Annotated in this window: 1 protein-coding gene; it reads left to right on the top strand. The window is 56.2% G+C overall.

Annotated features, from left to right (window positions below; translation table 11 throughout):
• The coding region (locus ACI77I_RS32320) for a transposase (protein WP_407000282.1) at positions 1-256 on the top strand (256 nt) is incomplete at both ends.

Raw genomic sequence — 256 nt, 5'->3', positions numbered from 1 at the left:
AATGTCAGTGACTGCGCTGCCTGCCTGCTCAAATCCCAGTGCACTGGCGCCCAACGTCACTATGTCTCACGCCATGCCCATGAGGAAGCCTTTGAGCGAATGGAGCAGCGAATGCTGGCGCATCCGCAGATGATGGCCAACCGAAGATCCATCGTTGAGCACCCTTTCGGAAACCTCAAGCAATGGCTATTTGGGAATGGTCGTTTCCTGTTGCGCCAGTTGGAGGGCGCAAAAGCAGAGATGGCCTTGGCGGTGA

Origin of the sequence: Pseudomonas sp. D47, assembly GCF_045447305.1 — a bacterium.
Classification (GTDB): domain Bacteria; phylum Pseudomonadota; class Gammaproteobacteria; order Pseudomonadales; family Pseudomonadaceae; genus Aquipseudomonas.
This window is presented reverse-complemented; position numbering and strand designations above follow the sequence as displayed.